The sequence below is a fragment of the Flavobacterium aquicola genome, from assembly GCF_003385115.1.
GTDB classification, from domain to species: Bacteria; Bacteroidota; Bacteroidia; order Flavobacteriales; family Flavobacteriaceae; genus Flavobacterium; species Flavobacterium aquicola.
On the sequence record NZ_QUNI01000034.1, the window covers coordinates 1 to 4,292 of the forward strand.

The following is a 4,292-nucleotide window of genomic DNA, read 5'->3' on the forward strand; positions in this document are numbered from 1 at the left end:
ATGCGAACCTTTTCTTAAATCTGTGCTCATAATCTAAAGGTAAAGATTTTTTCGCATTACTAAAGTACTGCAATAAATTGCAGGGTTTTAAACCCGAATCTGAGACCAATAAAAAAATTCTGCTCCTGATTATTAAGAATAAAAAAATCGTTTGTAACAAAATGTACTGGAGTCGTACTAATGCATTATGAGTGAAAATCTAGAACCTTCTTTTGTTAAGCAACTGCAGCAAAACCAGAATATAATCCACAAGATTTGTCGATTATATACATCTGGCGAAGATGCGCACAAGGACTTGTTTCAGGAAATCACGATTCAGTTATGGAAGGCTTTTCCAAAATTTAGGGGAGAAAGTAAATTTTCGACTTGGGCATATCGAGTCGCCCTGAATACGGCCATTACTTTATATCGAAAAAGTAAGCGCGACATAGCAACCGTTGAGTATGAAGGGAGACAGCATTTTACACACGACATTGAATATAATTATGAAGAAGAGGAACAATTGAAACTGATGTACAAAGCAGTTTATCAATTGAATGATATTGAAAAAGCATTAGTATTTATGTATTTGGAAGATAAGGATTATACCGAAATATCGGAAACTTTAGGAATTAGCGAAGTGAATGCAAGGGTAAAAATGAATCGAATTAAGGGGAAATTAAAGAAAATTTTAAATCCATTGGGCGTATGAAAGAGTTGGATTTATTAAAAAAAGACTGGAAAAAGAACGCAGATTCTTTTATACAGGTTTCGGAAAACGAGATTTACAAAATGATTCATAAAAAATCGTCTTCGGTAGTGAAGTGGATTTTTATTGTAAGCATTATAGAACTTGGATTAGGACTGGTATTGGGATTGATTTTGTCCTTTACCAAATATGATGAGAAGAATGTGGAATTAATCAAGCATTTGGACGTCTACGAATACTATATCATTGCAACAGCAATCTTTTATGCAGTGGTTCTGTATTTTATTTTCAAATTTTATACGATGTACCGTAAGATTTCGGTTGATGATAATACAAAGAAACTTATTTCGACAATATTAAAAACCCGAAAGGTAGTGAAGCAGTATATTGCATTTAACTTATCGTTTTTTGCTTTCTTCTTTATCGTTTTTGGCGGTTATTTATTTTATGAAGGCTATCTGGAGGGAGCTTCAAAAAATGGTGTGGCAAATCCCGAAATGCCTCTGAATATTGCGTTAATATCATTTATTGTATTAATTTTTGCTACAGCCTTTTTCACCTTTGCTTTCTGGCTGGTTTATAAATTAATCTACGGAATTTTATTAAAGAGACTGCAGAACAATTACATGGAGCTTAAAAAAATTGATTTATAAAAAAAAGAGACAAACGTCTCTTTTTTTTATTTTAATAATCCCATTGTCTGGTTTTATTCAGTTCCTCTTGTTCTTTTAAAACCTCTGCAGGAATTACTTTTAGAAAAGAAGGATGCTGTTCTATTGCATATTCTACCATTTCGACAATTTCGTCAATCGTATCATTATCGTAGTCAATAACCAATGGCTCTTTGATAATAAGTGACTGCAGAATTCCTTTCTTTTTCATTCGGAGTCCTTTCTTGCAAAACGAACGCCTGAAACCGTCAATTACAATAGGCACGACAATAGGTCTATGCTGTTTTATGATGTGAGCCGTTCCTTTTCGGACAGGTTTAAAGGATTTTGTTGTTCCCTGCGGAAAAGTAATTACCCAGCCGTCATCCAAGGCTATTTTAATATTTTCAGTATCGTTTGGGTTAACATCTTTCTTCTCTGTCACATCCTGTCCCTTAGCTCTCCAAGTACGTTCCACCGAAACTGCACCAGCATAGGCCATAATTTTTGGCAGTAAACCTGCATTCATTGTTTCTTTGGCTGCAACATAATACATATTCAATTTGGGATTCCACATGTACCAAACGTTTTTTATGGAATCTTCTCTACCGCTTAAACTAGCGTTAAATACATGAAACATTGCTGTAACATCGGCAAAATAAGTTTGGTGATTCGAGATAAAAAGAACATTTGTCTCCGGCAGATTTTTAATAATTTCAGAACCCTCAATCTGCAGTTCATTAAAACCACGATAACGTCTGTGGCTGATAAATCCAAAGATTCTAATTAACCATTTTTTTATAAATAGTATATGTCCAAAAGGATTTCGCTTAAATAATCCCATAAGATTGTTTATTTTGATTTTAAGATTTGGGACTGCAAAATTACTATTTTTTTTCCTTTTTAAATATTAAAAGAGCACTCTTTTAACAAACGTCTACCGCTCAAAAATTGACTTGATTCATAATAGAATTCAAAACAATTTTCAATTCGCTTAACATCATGGCAGTCGCTCCCCAAACAATATGATCATCAATTTTGAATACTGGAACGGCAATTGATTTAGCGTAGGAAGTATTGATTTCGGCATTAACAACAATGGACTCGCTTAAAAAAACAGCTAGTGGCAGTTCAATAATACTAGATACTTCCTTTGCATCTGGATAAAAAGTAATTTCATCCATACTAATACCCAAAAAAGGATAAACCATAAAATTACTTGGCGGTATATATAACTTAGTAAAGGCTTTCAACACTTGAATTTTGTCTGCAGGAACACCAATTTCTTCATAAGTTTCTCTTAATGCAGTCTGCTCAAGGTTTACATCATCCGTTTCATATTTTCCGCCGGGAAAGGCAATTTGAGAAGAATGAACTCCTTCATAAGAATTACGAACAATGAGAACCAAATATGTTTCGCCTTCTTTAGGATAAAACAACATCATTACACCAGCATTTTTTGGTTTTATTTCTTCAAAATTTAGGCTTTTCATGATCCTAAGACGCTCTTGCGGAACCATAATATTGTGTGCCTCTTCTCCTGGAAGGCTCATAGCAGACAAATGAGGAACAATTTGTAAAAAATCTTGAAAATTCATAATCAAAGGTTATTTTTGCAAATAGAATAATACCTAAATGTACTTTAGAAAAAAGTGCCAAACAAATTTTAAACATTCAAAACCCAATAATATGTACAGTAAAGAAGAAAATCAAAAACTTAAACATGAATTCTGGGTAGATTTTGCTCAAAAATATCCACGGAAATGGCTTTTGTATGACACTAAAATAAAAGATTTTTCGTTTAAATTTTATGTCGAAAACACTAAAGCCCAAGTACATATTGATATCGAAATGAGGAATACCGAATTGCGTATGCAATATTTCGAAAAGCTTGAAGCGTTAAAAAACATACTCGAAGAAGAATTTGTTAAAGATTTAGTTTTCGAAAAAAATCATACCCTTGAGAATGGGAAAACAATAAGCCGTATCTGGGTTGAAAAACTAAATATTAGCGTGAGTAACCGCAAATATTGGGATGAAATATTTGATTTTTTCTATGAAAAAATGAATGCTCTAGAACTATTTTATTCTGAATATGACGAATTTATAAAAGATATTGAAAAATAAGATTTTAGAGCACAGATTGACTTGACGATTGCTACCGCTAACCATAAATCAGAAATCAAAATGGACTTATTTGGGAAAACAAATGATTGGGAGACTAAACTAGCTCCAATTCTAGAAAAATACAAACACCGAAAACATCCTTTAGAATACCAAAACCTATATCAACTGGTTGTTATGGTAGTTCTTTCCGCCCAAGATTCGGATGCCAATATCAACAAAATTGCACCAGCACTATTTGAAATTTTTCCAGACATGAAAAGCCTTTCCGTTTCAAATGTTGATGCATTAATTCCTTATATTTCTAAAGTTCGAAATTTTGGCACAAAAGCCAATTGGTTAATTGAAATAGCACAGACAATTCAAGAAGACAAAAATATTCCGCTAACAATGGAAAAACTAACCGATTTAAAAGGAATCGGACGAAAATCTGCCAATGTCATTATGCGTGAAGCCAGAGTCCCTGCCGAAGGAATCATTGCCGATTTACACGTGATCCGCGTTACTCCAAGAATTGGATTTATTCCCGAGACAAAAGACGGCAATAAAGTTGAAAAACTACTCATGCAGATTTTACCAAAAAACATTTGGGGAGAAATTGGCATGGCAATTTCATTTTTGGGAAGAGAAATTTGCCGCCCAACACCAAAATGTGAATACTGCCCGATTCTAAAAGTTTGCCAATATCGATTCAAAACAATTTAAAAAAATCCACAATATGCAGTAGGTTTTTTTGGATCAAAACATTTTGTTGTGGAGAAATATTAAAATATAGATTTTTGTATTTTAAAATTATACATAAATGCAAGATTCCTTTATCGATATTCTCA

Annotated in this window: 6 protein-coding genes; 4 read left to right on the plus strand and 2 right to left on the minus strand. The window is 33.1% G+C overall.

Features of this window, described 5'->3' with window-relative positions; genetic code table 11:
• Positions 1–187 precede the first annotated feature (187 nt).
• On the plus strand, positions 188–691 hold the full coding sequence (locus C8P67_RS21725) for an RNA polymerase sigma factor (protein WP_115815294.1): 504 nt from the start codon (positions 188–190) through the stop codon (positions 689–691).
• Positions 688–1,341 (plus strand): hypothetical protein, encoded by a 654-nt coding sequence (locus tag C8P67_RS21730; protein WP_115815295.1) that lies wholly within the window; start codon positions 688–690, stop codon positions 1,339–1,341. Before C8P67_RS21725 ends, C8P67_RS21730 begins: the two co-directional genes overlap by 4 nt.
• Positions 1,342–1,372: 31 nt before the next feature.
• Here the strand turns inward: C8P67_RS21730 and C8P67_RS21735 are convergent, their stop codons facing one another.
• Together C8P67_RS21735 and C8P67_RS21740 are read right to left on the minus strand one after the other, a co-directional pair.
• Positions 1,373–2,182: a lysophospholipid acyltransferase family protein gene (locus C8P67_RS21735; RefSeq protein WP_115815296.1), complete on the minus strand. Its 810-nt coding sequence runs from the start codon at positions 2,180–2,182 to the stop codon at positions 1,373–1,375.
• 100 nt (positions 2,183–2,282) lie between these two features.
• Positions 2,283–2,936, minus strand: coding sequence for an NUDIX hydrolase (locus tag C8P67_RS21740; RefSeq protein WP_115815297.1), 654 nt, complete (start codon positions 2,934–2,936; stop codon positions 2,283–2,285).
• A 91-nt stretch (positions 2,937–3,027) separates the two neighbouring features.
• On the opposite strand from C8P67_RS21740, the gene C8P67_RS21745 reads away from it, so the two are divergent.
• A complete protein-coding gene (locus tag C8P67_RS21745; protein ID WP_115815299.1) occupies positions 3,028–3,465 on the plus strand; it encodes a DUF4268 domain-containing protein in 438 nt (145 codons plus the stop codon).
• Between the two features lie 60 nt (positions 3,466–3,525).
• Complete coding sequence (locus C8P67_RS21750) at positions 3,526–4,167, plus strand: endonuclease III domain-containing protein (RefSeq protein WP_115815298.1); 642 nt, start codon at positions 3,526–3,528, stop codon at positions 4,165–4,167.
• Positions 4,168–4,292 lie beyond the last annotated feature (125 nt).